This window comes from Rhizobium sp. N621, assembly GCF_001664325.1.
In the GTDB taxonomy this organism is placed as follows: domain Bacteria; phylum Pseudomonadota; class Alphaproteobacteria; order Rhizobiales; family Rhizobiaceae; genus Rhizobium; species Rhizobium esperanzae.
Map to the genome: position 1 here is coordinate 341,931 of NZ_CP013499.1, position 19,200 is coordinate 361,130.

Sequence of the window (19,200 nt, forward strand, 5' to 3'; positions counted from 1 at the left end):
CCTTCTGTCAAACACTGCCGGCAGTCCCGGCAACGACCGCTTCGATGATGACCGCCGGCGGTTCAGCCTTGGTGCGCTCTTTCCTGTGAGCACGCCAACCTCGCGACACAACCAGAGTGACATTTGGCTGGCGGACAATGTATCAATACGATCATTGCCTTGAAGCCGTTATCCCGATTCGATCAAAATCCTACCCGGCCATTGTCCGCCCGTATATTCGAAAGGCGTCATCCTCGTGCCCACTCTGGTTCTTCCCAGCCGCCCGTTATCGCTTGCACCCGATGTGATCTCTACACCGCGAGCTTATTTTTGGGCCGCCCCGTTCATGCTGGCCCTGACGGTGTTGATGCTCATCTGGGAAGGACCCGGCGTCATCAGGGATTTTCAGATCAGCCAAAATCCTCTGGCTCTTGAGGACGGTGATGTCCAAAATGGGCGATGCACGACACGCAAGCTCTTCTTTACCGACTGCAGCGTGCGCCTCGTCTACAGTTACGACGGGCGGAACTACGACACGGAAGCCGACGTGATGTTTGTCGATTTTCATACCGGCGATTATGAAACCGGTGTCGTGATTTCGGCCGACCATCCGGAATTGGCAACGATCAGCCTCGGTCTGGACAAGCTCTGGAACCGGATCATCACCCTCAGCACATTTGCCCTGTTGCTCGGCGGCATGAGCCTTGGGACATTGTTCCAGGTTGTGCGGATATGGCGTGTCAAACGGCATCTGCGCCAGCCAGCCTTGTTGAACGCCATACCGGTCGAAATCACAGCCTTCGATCGCAAGCGCAATATCCTATCTGTTACCTATAACGACAAAATCGCCAGTGATAAGACCGACCGATCGGTTTACACGCGCATGAAAAAGGGCGAGGAGCCTTTGATCGTGGGTGAAGCAAATGGCAAAGCCGTTGGGCTGGCCGTCCGGCATGGCAAGACAGCCCTGCCGGTGCTTCTGGATAATCGGCTGCAGCGTGTCGAGCTGACGGAGACCGAGCGAAACCTTGCCCTTTCCCCGTTCGCGCGATCCGACGCCGACCAGGCCGTGCCTGTCTTGAGTGAGCAACCCAAGAAAACGATGTCGATCGGAGGGCGGCTCCGGCTGTTTTTTGGCACCATGCTCTTGATCCTGGGCGGTTTGGTTGGTTTCTGGCTGTGGTATGTGACCAGTGCCAGCACACCGTTTCAGTCGCCGGGGATGGACATCAACAATCTCATGCCGACGCCATTGAACAAATGGGGATGCATTCAATTGCGGAAGCGGTTCGGCCAGGATCGCGCTCCTTTCGGATGCGTTGCTGACGACTATACAAGCTGGAAATACTGAAGGCCCTTCTCCGAGCCTCCGCATCGGTTCAAAAATCAGCCGGATGCCGGAAGGAACAGGCCATCAAATCTTGCGCTTCACCTTGCGATGAGGTGGATTTCTCAAATTCTGCTTCGGAGCGGGGATGCATTCCTCCGCCTCGTTGGTTTCCAACTCCTCGATAATGGGGAGCCGGACGCTCTCGCCCGTCTGTACACAAGTGAACACTTGACATCGGCCGCGTTAAAGCCGAAGCCGCACTCGGCCGCGCATGCGCGGCCGTTTTTGCGAGGATTCGAGGAATGAAGACGAAGGCGGCCGTCGCCAATGCCGGAAACCTGATCATGACGGGCGTCGTGCTGATGCTGCTCGGCGATCTGCTGTTTGCGTTGAACGATGCGATGGGCAAGTGGCTGGTGACGAGCTTTGCGGTCGGCCAGGTATTGGTGATCCGTTCGGTCGGCGCTTTCATCCTGCTCGGGCCGATGATCCTGCGGCAGGGACCGCTGGCGCTCTTCCGCGTCGAGCAGAAGGGCTTGCAATTCATGCGGGTCGTCATGGCGACTGGCGATGTCGCCCTGTTCTACGCGGCCGTCGCCTATCTGCCGCTCGCCGACGTCATGACCTTCTACATGGCCGGGCCGATCTACATAGCCGCGCTCTCGCATTTCTTTCTCGGGGAAAAGATCGGCTGGCGTCGTTGGCTCGCCGTTCTGGTCGGCTTCGCCGGCGTCGTCATCGCGCTGCGTCCGTCGACGGCAATGCTGTCGCTTCCCTCGCTATTCGGCCTTGCAGGCAGCCTTTCCTTTGCCCTATCGTTGGTGATGAGCCGCTATCTCCGCTCGACCAGCGACACCACGCTCGTGACATGGCAGACGGTTGCGGCGCTTGCCACCGGCATCGTCCTCAGCATCGGCCACTGGCAGCCGGCAACACCCATCGACTGGTCAGGCATGCTGCTGCTCGGGATCGTCGCCACGTGCGCACATCTGCTGATTACGCGCTCGCTGAAGCTCGCACCGGCATCGCTGCTTGCGCCGCTGCAATATACGCTGCTGCTCTGGGCGATCGTGCTGGGCTATATCTTCTTTAACGATATTCCCGACACGCAGATCATCGTCGGCGCAGCGATCATCGTCTTTGCCGGGCTCTTCATCTTCCACCGGAAGAACCTGAAAGAGACGGTTCCGGCCGAAGCCGTGCCGCCTGACGGCCATTGAGGTTCAGTCCTCCGCCGGCGGCGACTCCCAGCCGAAGACGCTGCGGCCGCCGAAATCGGCGGATTGGCGGAATTCGCCGGCGATAATCTCCTTGAGATCGGGACCCGTGACATAGCGTTCCATCTGCCGGGACTGATCGTCCAGGCGCTTCAGCGCCTGCAGTTCCTCCTCGCGCCCGAGCCTGCCCTTCAGCACCGCCGATTTCATCACGCCGATCGTTTCGTCATAGACCTTCAGCGGCACCGGGAAGGGATGGCGGTCCTTGCCGCCGTGGGCGATGGAGAAGCGCGCCGGGTCGGAAAAACGGCAGGGCGCGCCGTGTACCACTTCCGCCACCATCGCCAGCGCCTTCACCGTGCGGGCGCCGACGCCGGGGACGAGCAGCAGCTCCTGGAAATCGGCCGGTCCACGATCGGCCGCGGCAGCCAGATTTCCGTGCAGGCGCCGCATGTTGACGTCACTCTCGCGCACCTCGTGATGGGCGGGCATGATGAGATGCGGCAGCATCGGCTGTGCGGCGGGTTCGGGCGCAGGTTCTTCGGTGCGCAGCAGTGCGGCGGCCTCACGCACGATCCTGTCTGGGCCGAGCGTTGCCAAGAGGTCGAGCTGACCACGCCGTGAGCGCTCGGCGCGTTTATCGGCGAGATTGACGATTTCGCCCTGACTTCTGCCTTCAATTGCCGCATGCGGCGAGTCGACGAAACTTTCGAGCCCTTCGGAGAGCCAGTGATAACGCCGGGCCTGCCGTCGGTCGCCATTCATACCTTGCTGGACCACTACCCAGTGTCCGTCATCGGCGACGACGAAGCCGTGCAAATATAGATCAAAGCCGTCCTGCAGCGCGGCGCTGTCGACCTTGGCGATGAGCCGGCTCGTCGTCGCCAGCCCATGCCCATCGAGACCGACGCGCTCGCCGATCGAGACGAGCTCCTGGGGTGTCTTGCGCGAATGCGTGCCTCGGCCGCCGCAGACATGCAGGCCGAGCTCGCCGGCGCGCGGCTTCAGCCCGCGTTTCAACGCACCAAGAACGCTTGTTGTAATGCCGGAGGAATGCCAATCCATGCCCATGACCGCGCCGAAGGACTGGAACCAGAAAGGGTGGGCGAGCCTGCGCAGAAATTCATCGCGGCCGTAATGATGAACGATCGCTTCTGTGATCAGCGTTCCCAGCCGCGTCATCCGGTCGCCGAGCCAATGCGGCACGCGTCCCCCGTGAAGGGGAAGGTCGGCACTGCCTGCTCGTCGTGACATCTCGTTTCCTATATCCTCTCTGTTCGACCCGCTATGCGGCAACGGCCGGGATCGGGAACCCGGTGAATTTCCAGGCGTTTGCTTTCAGTCAAAACGGCCGAGGCAAACATGACCGCATTGGAAACCATGTCCAATCAACCCTACCTGACCCGAACAAAAGCGCAACATCGGGGAGGCGAAAAAGAGGGGAGTGCGGCATTGCGGCTCCAGGGACGCGCGGAAAAAGCCGCCTTTCTGATCAACGGCAACAAATATTTTGCCGAAGTCTCAAGGGCGTTGCGGCAGGCCCGCCGCAATGTGTGGATCATCGGATGGGACTTCCATCCTAATATTCGATTGGAGCCCGAGAAATCGGACGAAACCTTGGCGGACCTGCTGCATGCGCTGGCGGCGAAAAATCCCGAACTCGAAATACGCATTCTTATTTGGGCGCTCGGGCCGATCTATTCGGACAAATCGATAGATCTGCTTCGGAAGAAGAATTTCCCCAGGAATGCCAGGATCGATCTGCGTTTCGATCTTCAGGGCGCATTGCGCGGCTGTCATCATCAAAAACTTGTCTGCATCGATGACGCGGTTGCCTTCATCGGCGGCATAGACATGACGTCGCGGCGATGGGATACCAGGCGCCATCACGCCAAGGACAGGCTGAGGCGCGACCCTGACGGTGCCCCCTACGATCCGCTGCACGACGTGCAGGCGATGGTTACGGGCGATGCCGCCCGACTGATTGGCAATATCGCCAGGCGGCGCTGGGAAAACGCCACCGGCGAAAAACATCTGCCGCTTGCCCGCAGCATGCCCTTCGCCTGGCCGGACGACCTCTCGATTTCGCTGCAAGACATCCCCGTCGCTTTCGCCCTCACGGAGCCGGCAACCACCTGGCGCACCGGCATCAGCGACGGCATCGCCTCGACCTTGGAGATCATCGCCCAAGCCCGGCGCCAGCTCTATATCGAGGCGCAATATTTCGCCTCCTTCCGGGTGGCCGACGCCATTGCCGAACGATTGCAGGAGGAGGACGGGCCCGAGGTGGTCGTAATCTGCACGCGCAGCTCTCACGGGCTGATCGAAAAGCTCGTCATGGGCAGCAATCGCGACCGTGTCATCCGCCGCCTCAAACGCGCCGATCGCGCCAACCGCTTGCGCGTCTACTATCCCGTCGTGCCAGGACCAAAAGAACCTGGGCCGCACAACGAGGTCGAGGTGCTCATCCATTCGAAACTGATGATCGCCGACCACGAGCTGGTGCGCATCGGCTCTTCCAATCTCAACAATCGCTCCGAAGGGCTTGATTCAGAATGCGATCTGCTGTTCGAAGCTGAAACCGTCGAGCATCGCCGCGCGATCGGGGAGTTGTACAGTCGGCTTCTTGCGGAGTATCTCGGAGCGGCTCCCGAGGCTTTCGCGGCTGCCTATGCGCAACGCGGTTCGATGATCGAGGCGATCGACGCGCTGAACCAGGGGGATCGCGGCCTTAGGGAATTTGCCGTCGAACTGTCAGGCAAAGTCTCGCCGATCACAGGTACGGCGATCGTCGACCCCAGCCGGCCTTTCCTGCCCTTACACCGACTGGGCCTCGGCGCGCTCATCCGCCTCTTCGTCCGCCCGGCGTGACCGCCGGAAGACAACTTCGCTGATGAGCAGAAGCACCGTGCCAAGTGCCAGCGGAATAAAGAAATAAGCGCAGCGGAAGGCGATCAGCGCGCCGATCGATGCTTCCTGCGGCACGGCATAGGAAACGGTTGCCTCCAGCACGCCGAGCCCACCCGGAACATGGGTCGCGAGGATTGCCGAATTGGCGAGCACGTAAGCCGTCACGGAGCGAAAGAAGGTAACATCGCCGAAGACCGCGAGCATCTGGTGCAGGCAGGCGGACACCAGCATGAAATTGATCGTCCCGACCCCGATCTGGGCAACCGCGATCGGAAAGCGCGGCAGCTGCAACGACCAGCGCCACAGCCGCAGCTTGCGGCGAACGAAAAACGCCAGGCTCGCATAGATGACCGGCACGATCAGTGCCGACAATCCGAAGAGGCGGGCGCCCGCCCTATCGAGGCGTAGCAGACGGGCGGGATCATCCGGATTGACGAGCAAGGCGAGGCCGGCGAGTGTCGTGAGGCCGAGCCCGACTGTGACACCGCAGAACAGGATGATCTTCGCCACGTCCTCGATCGTCAGCCCCCAACGGGAATAGTAACGATAGCGGAAGGCGCCACTGCTCAATCCCGCAAATCCGATATTGTGGCCGAGCGAAAGGCTGATGAAGGAGGCGAGCAGGATATTCCGGTAGGGCAAGGATTTGCCGAGCGAACGGATCGCCAGCAAGTCGAAACAGCTCAGGCATAGATACGATGACATCGCGAAGAGAAGTGCGGTGCAGAAGGTTGCAAAGGGTATGCTGCGGACCGATTGGACGATCTGCTCCAGGCTGTACTGGCGGAATATCCGGTAGAGAAGAAGGCCCGCGACGCAAAGGGCGGCAACGAGAAATCCATTCCAGATTATGCGTTTCAGATTCATCGATTGTCCGTTTCCGAAGTGCGAGCCCCCACGGCTCGATCATCTGGAACGATCGAAAGAGTTCTGTGTTCCCCTCGGGGAAAACGAGTCCCGTCTCTCGAGTGGAGATCAGCTTCAGCGGACCTATGCCGAATAAATCGATCAAACTCCTGACCTATAACGTTCACAGCTGCATCGGCAACGACCGGAAGCTCGACCCCGGGCGGATCGCTTCGGTCATCGCCGAGGCTGAAGCCGATATTGTTGCTCTGCAGGAGGTCGACGTCCTCCGGCGCAGGACCGCCGGCGTCGACCAGGCCCACGCAATCGCCTCCCTTCTAAAGATGCAGGCTCATTTTCACCCAGCGCTGTCGATTGCCGAGGAGCAATATGGCGATGCGATCATCACCGCGTTGCCAACCGGCGCGATCAAGGCCGGTCCGCTGCCGTCCATCGGCGAAGCAAGGGGCGCGTTATCAGTCGAAATATTGGTCGGCGACAGGAAGTTGCTCGTGGTCAATACTCATCTCGGCCTTCGAGGGCGCGAGCGCATTCAGCAGATGACGACGCTCTTGAATTCCGGCTGGCTGCGCGGCCCGTCGGACGAACCTGTCCCGAGCATCCTCTGCGGCGATTTCAATGCCATTCCGTCATCGGCGACCTACCGGCTTGCCGCGCGTTCATTGGCCGACGCCCAGCTCGCAGGCAGCGCAACGCCGAGAGCGACCTTCCCCTCCCGCTATCCGCTGATGCGCCTCGACCACATCTTCGTCACCGAAGACCTTGTCGTTCAACGGGCGACAGTGCTTCAAACCCGACTGACGAGGGTCGCCTCCGACCACCTCCCTCTCCTTGCGGAAATCAGTTTCGCATGATCACTCGCCAGCGCCGAGCGGCACGGAGTCTCACGCAGAAAACGACATTCAAACGTCGCCTTTAGCGACATTGAAACGAATATTTCACGAATTATGCCCTATGAAATATTCATTCCGCGATACCATAGGGGTCGGACGGAGGCGGATAGAGTCGATTCGAGCGGATCGGGACCTTCACTCGAGATCGGCTGTTCTCCTGCAGGGAGTGGAGGGGTTTGATGTTGGGAAGGCTGTTATCGCGGGTTCGCATCCAAACGCAGGTGATGCTGTTCATCATTCCGTTCGTCTTGAGCATCATGGCCGTGGGCGCGACGGGTTTTTATGCATCGAGTCTGCTTCAGGGGCGGATGGATATTTCCAACTCCGTCCTGCAGTCCTTGAGCGGCTTTCGCAATCTGTCGGCGGCAATGGCCGAGTTCCTCGCCAATGCCACGCAGGAAAACCGGGAGACCGTCAACGCCAGACTTGCCGACCAGCGCAGCCTTCTGAAATCCGGCATCGAGCGGCTCAGCGCAGATCGCAGTGGCCAGCAGGAACTGGAGCAGGTGCTCTCTTCCATTGACGGAATTGCAGCCCGCATGGATTTGCTGTGGCAGCTTCAGGAGAGCAGGGCAGCGCTGCTCACCGATCTCCAGAAAGCCCAGAGCGTCGTCATATCGTCTCAGACAGATATTGTCGAAGGGACCAAGGCTCTCCAACGTGCCGCCGACCTGCAGGAAGATGAATCCCGCAACATCCTCGCCGATGCGCAGCGCATTTCGGACTTCGCGTCCTTCGCCCAATCGCTGCATGACAAGACCCAGGCCGCAGGCACGATTGCCGGCCCGGATATGGAGGAGCTCGCCCGGCAGCAGCGCATCGTGGGGATGGCCCTTGGCGGCGAAGCGCGGGATTCCAAAAAGGCGATCGACGACGCCGTCGCTTCCCTGAAGCCGCTCGTCGAAACCTCCGGCCAGACCGAGGAACGTGCAGCCGGTCTCAGGGATAACACCAGTCAGATCGTCGCCAGGCTGCCCGAATTGCAGGTGGTCGCCACGCGGCGGATCAAGGCCGTGACCGACAAGGCGGTCGAGACAGCCAAAACGGTCGAGCGCGCCAAGACCAGTCAGAGAGACGGTCAGAAGCTGACGACCTCGGCTTACGTGATCCAGATCGTCCTGGCAAAGCTGACTCTGGCCCCGACGGACGCCAATCTCCAGCGGCTTTCGTAGGAGATCACCGCCGTCAGAAAAGGTCTGGACATGCTGATTTCCAATGCCGGCGGTGTTGCACAATTCGACAATCTCAAACCGAAGCTTCTGCCGGCGCTGGACAAGATGCAGAAATCCGCTGCCGACCTCGTCCGCATCAGCGCGCAGCGCCAGGACGAATTCCGTGCCGCCGCCGCCGACGTGGATCGGATGTGGTCCCAGCTGACGGCTTTCGCCGAAATGCAGCGGCGGAACGCGGCCGACGAACGCGACGACGCCAACTCCATGTCGCTCGCAACAACGCTCCTCGGCGTGGTGATCGCGATTCTCGCCGGCATCGGCCTGACTATGGCGCTGAAAGGGCCGATTAATCAGATCACCTCGGCAATGCGGCGGTTGGCGGACGGCAGGCTGGAAACGTCGATCGTCGGCGAAAGCCGCGCCGATGAAATCGGCGACATGGCCCGTGCGCTTGGTGTCTTCAAGAACAATGCGATCGCCAAAGTCGAGATCGAGGAGCGCAGCGCGATCGAACGGACGCGGGCCGAGGAAGAAAGGCACCGCAATGACCAGGAGAAACGCGCGGTCGAGCAGCAGATCGATTTTGCGGTGACGGCACTGGCCGAGGGGCTCGGGCGCCTGGCGCGTGGCGACATCTCCCAGACGATCGCAACGCCTTTCTTCGGTCGGTTGGAGCAGCTTCGCAACGATTTCAATTCGTCGCTGCTTCGTCTGCAGGAAACGATCGACCAGATTCGCACCAACACGCGGATGATCGAGGGCAATGCCGGTCAGATGGATCTGTCCGCCGGCAACTTCGCGAAGCGCACGGAACAGCAGGCCGTCGCGCTCGAAGAGATCGCCGCCGCCATTGAGGAGATCACCACCACGGTTCGTTCGTCGGCGGCCTGCGCCGACGATGCCCGTGAGATCATCACCGATACCAAGAAGACGGCCGATTCTTCATCCGAGGTGGTGGCCAGCGCCATCGATGCGATGAGCAAGATCGAAGCGGCTTCCGACGAGATCGTGCAGATCATCGGCGTTATCGATGACATCGCCTTCCAGACGAACCTGCTCGCGCTCAATGCCGGCATCGAAGCGGCCCGCGCCGGCGAGGCCGGCAAAGGTTTTGCGGTCGTGGCCCAGGAAGTCCGCGATCTCGCGCAGCGCTCCGCAGAGGCCGGCCAAAGGATCAAGCAACTCATCGGACGCTCGCGAGCGGAGATTACCAACGGGGCGCGGGTTGTTCGCGAAACGAGTGAAGTCCTCGAAAGCATTTCCGCAAAAGTGGTCACCGCATCCGAGAAGATGGATGTCATCGCCCGTTCGAGCCGGGAGCAGTACAACGCGCTGCACGAGGTCAATTCTTCCGTCAACAGGATGGATCAGATGACACAGCAGAATGCCGCCATGGTCGAGGAAACCAGCGCAGCGACGAAGGAACTTGCCGATGAGACCAGAACGCTCCTGCAGCTGATCGACCAGTTCCAGCTGGATGAAACGCACGCACGCCGGGTTGCCGCTGCTTAGAGCGATGCTCAAACGTATGCGGGTGCGTCAGTGACGGCTATAGAGCGGCGGCGCTACTTCTTCGTCGGCGAGCTCCGGGTAAAGATGTCTGCGCGTGCGGGCGAGTGCTTCCGCCTCCCGGCGGTTCCGCTCCAACAGCGCGGCAGTAACATCCTTGTACGGTTCGCCCTCCGATACGGCGACGGTGACAGTTCCGCCCTGCGAGAGGAATTCACAGAACGACCGTACCGAGCGAAGACGCGTCGTAATCTCGACGTAGCGAGCGTCATGTCCAGCCATGTTCGCCTCCGTTAAAGCGCTAGGATGTCACGAACACTTCGGCGAGATGATGGCGTCGCTTCCATGGGGAAGAAACCGACACGCGATCTCCCCCAGACCCCACCCGTGCCCGCTGCCATCACCGTCGCTTTCGATTCATCGCAGCGACAGCCAAAGGCAATGCCGTTGTCACCACGGTTCCCCAAGGCAACCGTCTCAGCCCCCTTGTGACGACGAAGGCACCCGCCATCGCGCCGGCGAGCTTCAGCCACGGTTGATCGCCGAGCTGGGCATGGGCGCTGGAATCAGCCCACCGGACGTTTTCGGTTACAACGGTCGCGGCCTGGCGTCTGATCCCATGAAGGCGAGCCCGAAGGATTTCGAGCTCCCACCTCAATTCCTGTAGCCGGCTTTCCAGGATGCGCTGCCCGGAGATCCGCACCGGTTCGCCGACGTGATCCTCGGTCGAGGCGGACACATCTCTGGCCAATGTGGCAAAGTAGGCTCGGTATTCTGACTCGTTCGCGAAGCCCTCACGGCGAATGAGGTCTGGATTGATGGTCGGCTCTTCTCCGTTCGGCACTGAAGCGGCGGCCTCGCCGCGGTTATTTTCGGCGCCGAAGGCGGCGGCCTGATCCTTGATCATGATGCGTCTCCCGTTGGTTCCTTGCGGCAGAACGCACGATAGCTCTAAATGATCCGTGCGCCGATCAGGCTGGCAGCCACCCACATCGCAGATGTCACCGGAACGATGCGCTGAAGCGCTCAGGGCGGAAGTCCGCAAGCAGCGGGTGGCGGCGGCCCGTAGCGATCTCGTCCGCCAACAGCTCGCCGGCAATCAGCCCAAGGGTGGCGCCGCTATGGCTGAAGGCGACGAAATAACCCGGGATCGAGGACAGCTCGCCGAAAACCGGCTCGCCATCAGCCGGAATCGGTTTCGGGCCGACCCCATAATCTTCGATTTCAAGCACCGGATTGCCTTCGAGGACTCTCGATGCCTCTCGCAGGAGCCCCTGCAGCGTCGATTGCCTGACATTGTAGCTGCCATCGGGGTTGGCACTCACCTCTTCCTCCGACCAGGCGGAATCGAGTGCGAAGCCGCCATTGGGCATCGGTCGGATGGCGACGCGCGGCGTGTTGAGCACGGCCTTCAGCGGATGGCGGATCGGCTTTGTCCTGACGAGAAGGGCGACGGGCGTTGCATCCTCGATCTTTTGGCCGGCCTCCGCAATGATTGCGGGAACCTTGCTGCCCGCAGCAAGCAGCACGGCGTCGGCGTCGTGGTGCGTGCCGTCCGCCGTGACTACGCCGCGGGCACGCCCGTTGCTGACATCGACCGCCGCGCGTCCGGCATCCGTGCTGATCTCGCCGCCCAGCGCTTGGAATTCCTCCGCAAGCCTGCCAATGAGAGATGGAAGATCGACCCACCCCTCCCCGGGATTGAAGATTGCGCCTTGCGGCGTCACGGCGTTTGGGTCGACGCCGGGCGTCACCGCAGCGATCTTCTCCGAGGTGAGCCATTGTGCGTGATAGCCGAGGCCACGTTCATATTCGAAGACTTCGGCGATCTCGTTGCTCGCGTCGTCCGCGTCCCAGGTCAGGCCGCCGTCGAAGCGCAACCATGACGCATCGGGGTATCGGGTAGCGAGCGTGCGATAGCGGTCAATGCCCGCCAGACGCAGCCGGTGATAGGCATCGGAGCGTTTTCGCGCCGAGTTCAGCCAGGCGAGCGATCGGCCGGAGGCACCGTTGGCAAGCGGACCGTCATTGACAAGCAGCGTATCAACCCCGAGCCGAGCCAAATGGAGCGCGGTCGAGACGCCGAAAATCCCGCCGCCGATGACAACGACCTTCGAAGATTTGCTGGAAGCATTCATAATCGGGTACCCTGTTTCTGCTCTTGCTTGATCGAACCGAATTACACGCGTTACGGGCTGGCGCCTCAGAGAACTTCTGCAAGGAAGCGCTTCAGCCGCACGCTTTGCGGATCGTCGAAAATCTGCCGCGGCGAGCCGGCTTCGACGATATGGCCCTCATCCATGAAGACCACCTGGTCGGCCACGCGGCGGGCAAATCCCATCTCATGCGTCACGACGGCCATTGTCATGCCTTGGCGGCCGAGCGTCGCCATTAGGTCGAGCACGCCCTTCACCAGTTCGGGGTCAAGAGCGCTCGTCACTTCGTCGAACAGAATGATCTCCGGATCCATGGCCAATGCCCGCGCGATCGCGACGCGCTGCTGCTGCCCACCGGAGAGGCCTGCCGGCCGGTGATCCCGGCGTGCGGCCAGACCGACATCTGCCAGGCGGGCCTCGGCGACGCGCCGCGCCTCCTGCCTCGGCATCTTTTTGATCTTCGTCAGCGCAAGCATGACGTTTTCGAGAGCGGTGTGGTCGGGAAACAAGTTGAAGTGCTGGAATACCATGCCGACCCGGCGGCGGAGCTTTTCCGGCCTCATCGCCAAAATGGTCTCGCCGTCGAGCCGTATGTCGCCGCCCTTCGGCTCGACGAGCCTGTTCATGCAACGCAGCAGCGTCGATTTTCCCGAACCGGAAGGGCCGATGATGCAAGTGACGGTTCCGGCGGGGATATCGAGATCGACACCCTTGAGCACCTCGAGCTCGCCGTAGGCCATGCTCAAGTCCCGGATTTGCAGGGTTCCGCCCCTGAAATGCCGGTTATCGCAGTTCGCGACGCCGGTGATGGAGTGGGGGCCTGATGGCGCCGCCGCAAGCTCGCTCACCTCGACCAATCCGCTCGCCGGACCGGGTCCGCGCCCCTGCTTTCCCAATCGCAGCCTCGCGTCGATATGATTGACGAAGTGGGTCAGCGGCACGGTGATCACGAGGTAGAAAACACCTGCCAGAAGCAGCGGCGACAAATTGCCGGTCACGACCGCTTGGTCTTGCCCGACGCGGAAAATCTCCCGCTCGGAGGCGAGCAATCCGAGGAAATAAACAAGGCTCGAATCCTTGACGTTGCCGATGAACTGGTTGACCAGCGCCGGCAGCACGCGCCGCACTCCCTGCGGAATGACGATCAGGCGCATGCCTTGCCCGTAGCTCATGCTGAGCGCCCGGCAGGCCTCCATCTGGCCACGCTCGACGCTTTGGATGCCCGAGCGAAAGATTTCGCCGATATAGGCGCCGGCGATCAGGCTGAGCGCCAATATCCCGAGTGGGAATGGCGACGGGCCGAAAATATCCCGTCCGATCCGGGCAAAGCCCTGGCCGATGATCAGGATCGTGACGATCGCCGGCAGCCCGCGAAAGATATCGGTATAGATGCGCGCCGGCAGCCGCAGCCAGCGAGACTGGGAGATGCCCATCACGGCAAGAACCATGCCGATGATGACGCCGAGCACGGTCGAGGCCGCGGCCAGGATCAATGTATTTTTCAGGCCGATGCTGATCATGCTCGGCAGCACGTCCGCCATCGCGCTCCAGTCGAAGAAGCTGCGGCGCAGATTGTCTATCCAGTTCATCGGGATCCCCATGAAACCCTTGCCGGGTACGCCAACCGCCGAGACTCGGCCGTCCGCCGTCGGGCGGACGGCCTGGCCTCATTTCCTGGGGAGATATTGATCCGGCATCGGTGAGCCGGGGAACCACTTCTCATAGAGCGTCTTCCAGGTGCCGTCCTGCATCGCGTCATGAAGGGCGCCGTTCAGCGCCGTGCGGAAGGCATCGTTTCCCTGCCTGATCACGAAACCCGCCGGCGCATCGAAGGACGGAATGTTGACGGCGACCTTCAGCCCGGGATAGCGCTCGCCATATTGCTTGGCCGCCTCGTAGTCGAGGAAATGCGCATCGATCGTGCCGTTGTTGAGTGCGGCGACGGCGGAATTGTTGTCGGGAAATTTCACGAGATCGGTCTCGCCAAAATTCTTGGCGGCGTAGACTTCCTGCAAGGTTCCCTGCACGACGCCGAGCCGCTTGCCCTTCAGCCCGGCCGCGTCCTTGATGGCCGCGTCGGGCGTCAGCACGGAGAGATAACCAGCGAGATAGCCGTCGGAGAAGTCGACGGTCTTCTTGCGGGCTTCGGTGGTTCCGATCGCGGCGACGGCAACGTCGAACCGCTCGTTTGCCACCGATGGCAGGAGGGCGGAAAATTCCTGGCCGGTGAACGTCACCTTGTCTTTCGCAAAGCCGAGCCGGGACACGACGTTGAGAAATAGTTCGATGTCGAAACCGGTGAACTGGCCATCCGCGGTCGCAAATGTATAGGGCTTGGCATCGCCCATCGTGCCGACGCTGATGACGCCGGGCTCGATCAGATTGTAGGGATTGTCGGCCGCCGTCGCCGACCCGATTCCCATCGCCAGAAAGCAAGCCGCTAGGGCGGCTTGCAAAGGCGCAATGACTGCCGGATGTAACTCAAAAAGCTTCATGTTCGTTCTCCGCTCTGAAAGGGATGCTCTTGTCGGCATTATCTGTTTACCCGCCTTGCCGCCTTCCGCGACATCGCAATCTGCAAAGATACCGGTCTCTAATAAAAAGAGACCGGTCTCCATACATATTTGATAACTGTCAATTGACCGGGCGTCAACAACTCTTGTAGTGCTGCGGCATGGAAGATTCCGCTGCTCCCAAACGTTCAGTCACGGTCGCCGACGTCGCGAAGGCGGCACGAGTGTCGAAAGCGACGGCCGCCCGCGTGCTCGGCGGCTACGGCGTCGTCAGCGCCAAAATCAAGGATCAGGTCATGGCGGCGGCGGCCGCACTCGAATACCGGCCGAACGAACTTGCGCGCAGCATGAGCACCGGCCGGTCCGGCATCATCGGGATCGTCGTCGGCGATATCGAAAACGCATTCTTCAGTCTGGCGGTGCGTGGCATCAGCGATGCGGCTCGGCTTGCCGGCTTCAACGTGATCATTTCCAATTCGGGCGAGAAGCTCGACGCGGAAAAATCCGCCGTCGACCTCCTGATCGGCAAGCGTGTCGATGGCTTGATCGTGACGCCCGCCCGCTGCGACAGCATCGACCATCTCCGGCACGTCGGCCGCGCCGGCATGCCGCTGGTCCTCTTCGACAGAAGCATCCCGGAGCTCGCTGTCGACGCCGTGACCGGCGATGACCGTGAGGCCGCCATCGCCGCCGCCCGGTTTATGGTCGAGGCAGGACATCGACATCTCGCTTATGTTTCGGCCATGGACGCCGAGGACGGCGGACTCACCGATGTCGCCCGAATATCGAATTCCGCCGTGCGTGAACGCGTGGAGGGCTTCGTGAGCGTCCTGACGGAGGCAGGCTTGCCCAACCCCCTTCACTATGTGCGGCTCGGCGCGACGGACCAACCGCAGACGGACGCCGTGATCAAACGCCTGCTCTCGGATTCATCGCCGCCGACGGCGATCCTCGCATCAGATAGCTTGGTGGGGCTGCGCGTCTTCAAGTCGCTGCAATCACTCGGCCTCTCAATTCCCGACGATATCTCGATGATTTCCTTCCTGGATGCCGATTGGACAAGCGTCACCGTTCCGCCGATCACCGTCGTCGACCAGCGCGTTTACGAGATGGGCAAGCTCGCCGGCGAGCGGCTCGTCGCCCGCATCGAACAGATCCCCCTTGCCGTCGAGCGGCTGCGGGTCAGCACAAGCCTCGTGATACGCAGTTCGGTCGCAAGGATTGGTGGACTTGGCCCTAAGCGGGATGTGAATTGACGTCTAATCGAAAAGCTCACCGTGGCCAATCTGCTCCCGCTTGCCTGGCACATCGCTAATCGCAGGGTCGTCGGCAGGATCGGGATCCTTTTTATTGGCTTCGGTCAAAAACCGCGCCGCCTCAAGGAATGCAACCGAGATTTCCTCGGTTCCCCAACCGGCTTCATTGGCGGCTGCAATCAGCCGCTCCAAAGCGTCGCGCGCAGCAACGCTCGCTTCTTCGAAGCGCTGAGCGGGAGCCTCGGCTTTTGGCGGTGGAAAGGTCATCGGCGTTCCCTCCATGATCTGGCTATCAGGATGAACGCAGCTCTTCCGAAATGGATGCACGGCGAAGACGATTTAGCGGCGGATGTGCCGGCTTTCTCGATCAGATCACCGTCTGCAACAGAAACGGGGAACGCTCCAGCGGGCGCTGAGCAAGGATTCTCAACATCGCCGGACCTTGTATGCCGGTTGTCGTGCGCGAGCGGCCGTCGTGATAAACGACCGTCATAACATGATTGCGAATATCATAGCGTATCTCAGCGATCGTCCGGGTGTGAACCGGAAATACGAATTCGTCGGGCTCAGATATTTGCCCGGATGTTTCCAAAGTCATCGCGATGCCCCAACGATAACAGCGCCCCTGTTCCTCGTCCCCCGTTCCATGCACCCGGCCGGAAATCACAAGCGCTAAGCGGCCCAATCAAGCATCTATTGCTTCCATGGTCGCGTGACAATTGCGCGCCAAAAAAGCAGTGACAAAACAGCTACTTATTGAGGAGACGAGCGTCTGCGAAAGCCACGCATTTAGTGCAATGTCGTCTGTAACGCATGGACACGAGCAGCCTGCGGCCAGCGTTCGCTCCTGCGCGCGAGCGACCGGACGGCCTCCTCGACCGCAAGAACCGCGTCCCTCAGCCGCTCGATCTCATAATGGAGTTCATATCTCTCGCCCTCACCGAGATCATGCCTGTCAAGCAGCCCTCTCGCCGCTTCGATCAAGCGCTCCGCGCGCCGGACAATATCGAGAGCGCTTCGTATAAGGACGTCGAGCATGCATTTTCCCTCCTTGCCTGACAGAGAGTCGGGCAGAATCGGGATGCTGGCAATCCTAAAATCTTATCAGATCCGCCCGCGCATCCTGTCGTAGAAATCCCTGAGATCTCGTAAGGCCGACGGCTCACGGTGGCGCGGTGAGGAGAGCTGACGTGAGGCAAACACCAACAAACCCGCGACAGCAGCCATGAGGGCAACCGTCGAGAGCGGATAATGCTTCACCAGAGCCTCGGTCTCGCGGACCGCTTTTCCCGCGCCGCTCTTCGCTGAACGCCCGGCACTGATGACCTGTTGCTGCAGCCTATCAACCTGTTGCCTCAGAGCGCTCAATTCTGTGTGCAAATCGCCCTCGGCCTGGCGGGGGACCCCGACAGAGGCGGTGTTGATATCGATGATCGCTTTCGGAACAGGCTCGCCGATCTTGGCTCCCTCGGTGTCGAGCGTCGTCCCCACAGTGTTCTTGCGGCGCGGCATGATCAGGTTTCCTCTCTAGTCGTCATCGAACGAAAAAACCGGTCGGTAGTAGCGCTCGGCGATCAGCAAGCTCCGGTCGGGCCGGATGATGTAGATCTCCTCGACTTGCCGCCCCCATTGATCCGTAAAGGTGTGCGGGAAGGATGAACCGATCGGCGATCTCGTCAACTTTGTGCGCGGCTGCCCATGATAGGTAATGCTGCCTGGAATTGGGGCCAGCCCCGCCGACGAGTAGCTGCTTGCGCTGGTCGTGCAACCCGTCAGCGCGATGGCCAGAACCAGCCCAAGCCGCATGCTTGGCCTCATCGAATCCTCCGGCTGCTTCGGCATTCGCCTGTCGCACAAATAACAAGGCGCGGCGGACATTGTTCCAGAAGCCGGTGGCAATAGGCGGGAGTTCCTCTTCGAACAGGAACTACCGTGCCATGGCGTCGTTCGACCGGCAAAGGAGATGCCACATAAACGACGAAGCACCGATCCGACCAAGGCTCCCCGCGGGGACCCGCCATGCGCTTGGTCACCCGGGCCGGCGCCGGACGTTCCGAGACCGAGGCAGGGCCGCCGCCCGAAAGACCATTCTGGATCATATCATGGCTGACGTCATCGAGCTCGATTTCCACCTGGTTTGGCAATATCCTGTTTTCATCCGCACCGCAGAGCGCGAGGAGAAACGCATAGAAGGTCCGGACGCGGCACTCGACGTGCTGAACCATCCATTGCTGCCAGTGTCCTTGCCTGAAGCAAGGGAAGCTCGGCACGCCGCTCGAAACAGCTGGTCCGTGCGCTAACGCACCAAGTGCCGCTTGGTCACACATAGCGCGGGCATTATCTTCATCAAATGAAGGGCGACGACATTAAGCGGCAATCGTGGTGGGCGTTCATGGCGATTTTCTACAGACCGATACTACCGCAGGATTTCGGATGCCTGTCGAAGGCTGTCATGAGCTGGTATCGCCATTCGGCGTCTCGGTGAGCGAACACGACAGCCAGATCCTGTGCAGCGCCGCCATCCAGCTCTTCAATGACGGCAAGACCGATGTCGACGACCTCGCCGCAGGATTGATTGAGATGTTTCCCGCCCCGGATCTGCTCAAGATCAACGCTCCGGCCTCACAGTCGATCCACTAACGTCTTTTCGAAAGCTGGAAATCTCGGTTGCGCAAACGCGCCGACGAAATTGAGTGACACTGCAGCGGCCGAAGATATCGGCATCCGAGCGTGAATGATATCCTGGCCCGCCGTCAACCGGACAGCTAAAGCTCGTCGCTGCGACGCTTTACCGCGTGTTTTACAGCCAGCAAATGTCGCCGACGTTCGATAACGTAGTCAGCATAACCGACGCAGATGTAAAGCAATGTCGGGCCGGCGTAGATGACGATGAGAGCCAGTGCAACAAGGATGAATGCGGTCGTCATGGTCTGTTTTCCGTCATGTTGATCATGTGAAGCGGTGGACCTCGTGCCTTGGGCTCATCAGGTTCCACCGCCAGGTCTGTCCCTCACTTCTCTCTTGCATCGTGGGTGTGGTGGCGATCATGCTCGCCGCCGCCGCCGGAAACCTTGCTTCGCGTACGTCTGTCCGGCTCGGCTGCCGGCTTCGGTATCTCAAGCGGCGCCTTGGCGTTTTCGTGGGATGCGCCTGGGCCGCCCTGGCGGATAGTCGATGGGCTCTTCTTCGAGGTAGACATCGATGCCTCCTACCTGTCCTGCTGGTAACCCTGATGGGTTGTGTTGACTTTGGTATTTCCTTGTTGACCTTTCTTTTCAGGGTTTTCGCTGCCGCCTGCCATCGCAGGATCCTCTGGCTCGGTCCGCGCCGGCTTGCCGGCTCCCTTGTTGCTGACGTTGTCGGCGGGAATGGGGGGTAATCTGCTGCTCATAACCTTG

Annotated in this window: 22 protein-coding genes and 1 pseudogene; 8 read left to right on the forward strand and 15 right to left on the reverse strand. The window is 60.8% G+C overall.

Annotated elements, in window-relative coordinates; genetic code table 11:
- Positions 1 to 235 precede the first annotated feature (235 nt).
- Complete coding sequence (locus AMK00_RS28685) at positions 236 to 1,330, forward strand: hypothetical protein (RefSeq protein WP_064812598.1); 1,095 nt, start codon at positions 236 to 238, stop codon at positions 1,328 to 1,330.
- Between the two features lie 281 nt (positions 1,331 to 1,611).
- Positions 1,612 to 2,529 (forward strand): DMT family transporter, encoded by a 918-nt coding sequence (locus AMK00_RS28695; protein WP_064812602.1) that lies wholly within the window; start codon positions 1,612 to 1,614, stop codon positions 2,527 to 2,529.
- Positions 2,530 to 2,532: 3 nt separating this feature from the next.
- On the opposite strand, the gene AMK00_RS28700 is transcribed toward AMK00_RS28695, so the two are convergent.
- Positions 2,533 to 3,780: a DUF763 domain-containing protein gene (locus AMK00_RS28700; RefSeq protein WP_064812604.1), complete on the reverse strand. Its 1,248-nt coding sequence runs from the start codon at positions 3,778 to 3,780 to the stop codon at positions 2,533 to 2,535.
- Positions 3,781 to 3,888: 108 nt separating this feature from the next.
- On the opposite strand from AMK00_RS28700, the gene AMK00_RS28705 reads away from it, so the two are divergent.
- The gene (locus AMK00_RS28705; RefSeq protein ID WP_064813193.1) at positions 3,889 to 5,397 is read left to right on the forward strand and encodes a phospholipase D-like domain-containing protein; all 1,509 of its coding nucleotides are present in this window, start codon (positions 3,889 to 3,891) and stop codon (positions 5,395 to 5,397) included.
- On the opposite strand, the gene AMK00_RS28710 is transcribed toward AMK00_RS28705, so the two are convergent.
- A complete protein-coding gene (locus tag AMK00_RS28710; protein WP_064812606.1) occupies positions 5,344 to 6,303 on the reverse strand; it encodes a lysylphosphatidylglycerol synthase domain-containing protein in 960 nt (319 codons plus the stop codon). The two genes, AMK00_RS28705 and AMK00_RS28710, sit on opposite strands and share 54 nt — an antisense overlap.
- A 125-nt stretch (positions 6,304 to 6,428) precedes the next feature.
- Here AMK00_RS28710 and AMK00_RS28715 point away from each other — a divergent pair, with 125 nt between their 5' ends.
- The gene (locus AMK00_RS28715; RefSeq protein WP_064812608.1) at positions 6,429 to 7,157 is read left to right on the forward strand and encodes an endonuclease/exonuclease/phosphatase family protein; all 729 of its coding nucleotides are present in this window, start codon (positions 6,429 to 6,431) and stop codon (positions 7,155 to 7,157) included.
- 218 nt (positions 7,158 to 7,375) lie between these two features.
- A pseudogene (locus tag AMK00_RS33775) lies at positions 7,376 to 9,880 on the forward strand (methyl-accepting chemotaxis protein).
- Between the two features lie 27 nt (positions 9,881 to 9,907).
- On the opposite strand, the gene AMK00_RS28725 reads toward AMK00_RS33775, so the two are convergent.
- The 5 genes from AMK00_RS28725 to AMK00_RS28745 all read right to left on the reverse strand — a co-directional run bounded on the left by AMK00_RS28725 (position 9,908) and on the right by AMK00_RS28745 (position 14,528).
- Entirely contained in the window at positions 9,908 to 10,159 is a 252-nt protein-coding gene (locus tag AMK00_RS28725; protein WP_064812610.1) for a hypothetical protein, read from the reverse strand.
- Between the two features lie 118 nt (positions 10,160 to 10,277).
- The gene (locus AMK00_RS28730; protein ID WP_064812612.1) at positions 10,278 to 10,784 is read right to left on the reverse strand and encodes a hypothetical protein; all 507 of its coding nucleotides are present in this window, start codon (positions 10,782 to 10,784) and stop codon (positions 10,278 to 10,280) included.
- Between the two features lie 94 nt (positions 10,785 to 10,878).
- A complete protein-coding gene (locus tag AMK00_RS28735) occupies positions 10,879 to 12,015 on the reverse strand; it encodes an NAD(P)/FAD-dependent oxidoreductase (RefSeq protein ID WP_064812614.1) in 1,137 nt (378 codons plus the stop codon).
- 65 nt (positions 12,016 to 12,080) lie between these two features.
- Positions 12,081 to 13,622, reverse strand: coding sequence for an amino acid ABC transporter permease/ATP-binding protein (locus tag AMK00_RS33545; protein WP_064813195.1), 1,542 nt, complete (start codon positions 13,620 to 13,622; stop codon positions 12,081 to 12,083).
- A gap of 78 nt (positions 13,623 to 13,700) precedes the next feature.
- On the reverse strand, positions 13,701 to 14,528 hold the full coding sequence (locus AMK00_RS28745) for an ABC transporter substrate-binding protein (RefSeq protein WP_064812616.1): 828 nt from the start codon (positions 14,526 to 14,528) through the stop codon (positions 13,701 to 13,703).
- A 179-nt stretch (positions 14,529 to 14,707) separates the two neighbouring features.
- Here AMK00_RS28745 and AMK00_RS28750 point away from each other — a divergent pair, with 179 nt between their 5' ends.
- Positions 14,708 to 15,802, forward strand: coding sequence for a LacI family DNA-binding transcriptional regulator (locus AMK00_RS28750; RefSeq protein ID WP_064812618.1), 1,095 nt, complete (start codon positions 14,708 to 14,710; stop codon positions 15,800 to 15,802).
- Positions 15,803 to 15,805: 3 nt separating this feature from the next.
- Here the strand turns inward: AMK00_RS28750 and AMK00_RS28755 are convergent, their stop codons facing one another.
- From AMK00_RS28755 to AMK00_RS28775, 5 genes are all read right to left on the reverse strand, one after another.
- Entirely contained in the window at positions 15,806 to 16,069 is a 264-nt protein-coding gene (locus AMK00_RS28755) for a hypothetical protein (protein ID WP_064813197.1), read from the reverse strand.
- Positions 16,070 to 16,169: 100 nt separating this feature from the next.
- On the reverse strand, positions 16,170 to 16,400 hold the full coding sequence (locus AMK00_RS28760; RefSeq protein ID WP_064812620.1) for a hypothetical protein: 231 nt from the start codon (positions 16,398 to 16,400) through the stop codon (positions 16,170 to 16,172).
- 191 nt (positions 16,401 to 16,591) lie between these two features.
- Complete coding sequence (locus AMK00_RS28765; protein WP_064812622.1) at positions 16,592 to 16,840, reverse strand: hypothetical protein; 249 nt, start codon at positions 16,838 to 16,840, stop codon at positions 16,592 to 16,594.
- Between the two features lie 66 nt (positions 16,841 to 16,906).
- Positions 16,907 to 17,314, reverse strand: coding sequence for a hypothetical protein (locus tag AMK00_RS28770; protein WP_064812624.1), 408 nt, complete (start codon positions 17,312 to 17,314; stop codon positions 16,907 to 16,909).
- Positions 17,315 to 17,329: 15 nt separating this feature from the next.
- Positions 17,330 to 17,620 carry a hypothetical protein gene (locus AMK00_RS28775; RefSeq protein ID WP_064813198.1) on the reverse strand — a complete coding sequence of 97 codons (291 nt, stop codon included), beginning with the start codon at positions 17,618 to 17,620 and terminating at the stop codon, positions 17,330 to 17,332.
- 284 nt (positions 17,621 to 17,904) lie between these two features.
- Between AMK00_RS28775 and AMK00_RS32325 the strand changes: the two genes are divergently transcribed.
- Together AMK00_RS32325 and AMK00_RS28785 are read left to right on the forward strand one after the other, a co-directional pair.
- Positions 17,905 to 18,102 carry a hypothetical protein gene (locus AMK00_RS32325; protein WP_123876267.1) on the forward strand — a complete coding sequence of 66 codons (198 nt, stop codon included), beginning with the start codon at positions 17,905 to 17,907 and terminating at the stop codon, positions 18,100 to 18,102.
- 133 nt (positions 18,103 to 18,235) lie between these two features.
- A complete protein-coding gene (locus AMK00_RS28785) occupies positions 18,236 to 18,442 on the forward strand; it encodes a hypothetical protein (protein WP_082240394.1) in 207 nt (68 codons plus the stop codon).
- A gap of 125 nt (positions 18,443 to 18,567) precedes the next feature.
- On the opposite strand, the gene AMK00_RS32780 is transcribed toward AMK00_RS28785, so the two are convergent.
- The 3 genes from AMK00_RS32780 to AMK00_RS28795 all read right to left on the reverse strand — a co-directional run bounded on the left by AMK00_RS32780 (position 18,568) and on the right by AMK00_RS28795 (position 19,193).
- Positions 18,568 to 18,729 carry a hypothetical protein gene (locus AMK00_RS32780; RefSeq protein WP_167377222.1) on the reverse strand — a complete coding sequence of 54 codons (162 nt, stop codon included), beginning with the start codon at positions 18,727 to 18,729 and terminating at the stop codon, positions 18,568 to 18,570.
- A gap of 83 nt (positions 18,730 to 18,812) precedes the next feature.
- Entirely contained in the window at positions 18,813 to 19,001 is a 189-nt protein-coding gene (locus tag AMK00_RS28790; protein ID WP_064812628.1) for a hypothetical protein, read from the reverse strand.
- Between the two features lie 9 nt (positions 19,002 to 19,010).
- On the reverse strand, positions 19,011 to 19,193 hold the full coding sequence (locus AMK00_RS28795; RefSeq protein ID WP_064812630.1) for a hypothetical protein: 183 nt from the start codon (positions 19,191 to 19,193) through the stop codon (positions 19,011 to 19,013).
- Between the last annotated feature and the right edge of the window lie 7 nt (positions 19,194 to 19,200).

Bases quoted from the DNA above. Each gene is read 5' to 3' on its own strand.
- AMK00_RS28750 (WP_064812618.1), top strand. From the start codon at position 14,708: ATGGAAGATTCCGCTGCTCCCAAACGTTCAGTCACGGTCGCCGACGTC.
- AMK00_RS28700 (WP_064812604.1), bottom strand. From the start codon at position 3,780: ATGTCACGACGAGCAGGCAGTGCCGACCTTCCCCTTCACGGGGGACGC.
- AMK00_RS28710 (WP_064812606.1), bottom strand. From the start codon at position 6,303: ATGAATCTGAAACGCATAATCTGGAATGGATTTCTCGTTGCCGCCCTT.
- AMK00_RS32325 (WP_123876267.1), top strand. From the start codon at position 17,905: ATGGCTGACGTCATCGAGCTCGATTTCCACCTGGTTTGGCAATATCCT.
- AMK00_RS28725 (WP_064812610.1), bottom strand. From the start codon at position 10,159: ATGGCTGGACATGACGCTCGCTACGTCGAGATTACGACGCGTCTTCGC.
- AMK00_RS28715 (WP_064812608.1), top strand. From the start codon at position 6,429: ATGCCGAATAAATCGATCAAACTCCTGACCTATAACGTTCACAGCTGC.
- AMK00_RS33545 (WP_064813195.1), bottom strand. From the start codon at position 13,622: ATGAACTGGATAGACAATCTGCGCCGCAGCTTCTTCGACTGGAGCGCG.
- AMK00_RS28755 (WP_064813197.1), bottom strand. From the start codon at position 16,069: ATGACCTTTCCACCGCCAAAAGCCGAGGCTCCCGCTCAGCGCTTCGAA.
- AMK00_RS28705 (WP_064813193.1), top strand. From the start codon at position 3,889: ATGACCGCATTGGAAACCATGTCCAATCAACCCTACCTGACCCGAACA.
- AMK00_RS28775 (WP_064813198.1), bottom strand. From the start codon at position 17,620: ATGAGGCCAAGCATGCGGCTTGGGCTGGTTCTGGCCATCGCGCTGACG.
- AMK00_RS28770 (WP_064812624.1), bottom strand. From the start codon at position 17,314: ATGCCGCGCCGCAAGAACACTGTGGGGACGACGCTCGACACCGAGGGA.
- AMK00_RS28790 (WP_064812628.1), bottom strand. From the start codon at position 19,001: ATGTCTACCTCGAAGAAGAGCCCATCGACTATCCGCCAGGGCGGCCCA.
- AMK00_RS28785 (WP_082240394.1), top strand. From the start codon at position 18,236: ATGCCTGTCGAAGGCTGTCATGAGCTGGTATCGCCATTCGGCGTCTCG.
- AMK00_RS28695 (WP_064812602.1), top strand. From the start codon at position 1,612: ATGAAGACGAAGGCGGCCGTCGCCAATGCCGGAAACCTGATCATGACG.
- AMK00_RS28760 (WP_064812620.1), bottom strand. From the start codon at position 16,400: ATGACTTTGGAAACATCCGGGCAAATATCTGAGCCCGACGAATTCGTA.
- AMK00_RS28795 (WP_064812630.1), bottom strand. From the start codon at position 19,193: ATGAGCAGCAGATTACCCCCCATTCCCGCCGACAACGTCAGCAACAAG.
- AMK00_RS32780 (WP_167377222.1), bottom strand. From the start codon at position 18,729: ATGACGACCGCATTCATCCTTGTTGCACTGGCTCTCATCGTCATCTAC.
- AMK00_RS28735 (WP_064812614.1), bottom strand. From the start codon at position 12,015: ATGAATGCTTCCAGCAAATCTTCGAAGGTCGTTGTCATCGGCGGCGGG.
- AMK00_RS28730 (WP_064812612.1), bottom strand. From the start codon at position 10,784: ATGATCAAGGATCAGGCCGCCGCCTTCGGCGCCGAAAATAACCGCGGC.
- AMK00_RS28765 (WP_064812622.1), bottom strand. From the start codon at position 16,840: ATGCTCGACGTCCTTATACGAAGCGCTCTCGATATTGTCCGGCGCGCG.
- AMK00_RS28745 (WP_064812616.1), bottom strand. From the start codon at position 14,528: ATGAAGCTTTTTGAGTTACATCCGGCAGTCATTGCGCCTTTGCAAGCC.